Annotated in this window: 1 pseudogene; it reads left to right on the plus strand. The window is 67.3% G+C overall.

The annotated features are described in order from the left end of the window. Positions 1–456, plus strand: a pseudogene (locus ACU18_RS18840) (hypothetical protein); the annotation flags it as partial. Between the last annotated feature and the right edge of the window lie 51 nt (positions 457–507).

The raw sequence follows: 507 nt of genomic DNA on the forward strand, positions 1-507 counted from the left end.
GCTCCCGGAGAGCAGGGCATGGCCACTGACCTCATCCGTGAAGCGGCGGAACGCACTTCCTCCATCGCCGGCTGGCTTGAGAACCGGGATCCGGGTTCGCTCCTTAGCGAGGTGCAGACCTTCGCCCGGAACAAGCCGGGCACCTTCCTGCTGCTGGCAGCCGGCGCCGGTATCCTTGCCGGCCGCCTTACCCGTGGACTCACCGCCGGACCCACCGAGAGCAATACCGTATCCACCCCCTCCGGTCAGCACGTAGCCGGCCACTCACCGCAGAGTGAACCGCGGCAGCAGGAAACGGTAATCGCCGCGGGAAGCGACGCTGACCTTTACGCTGAGCCTGTCGTCGGCGGCGGGACTCCGGTATCCACGGCGTCCCTCCCGGCCGGCACGTCGGCGGACACACCGTTGCGGTTCGAGGATGACCCCTACGATCCGGCCAAGGGACGTCAGCTGTGAGCAGCCAAATCCCCGAACCGGCCCCGAGTGAGGCCCATCGGAAAGCGGATA

The sequence above is a fragment of the Arthrobacter sp. ZBG10 genome, assembly GCF_001238605.1.
Taxonomy (GTDB): domain Bacteria; phylum Actinomycetota; class Actinomycetes; order Actinomycetales; family Micrococcaceae; genus Arthrobacter.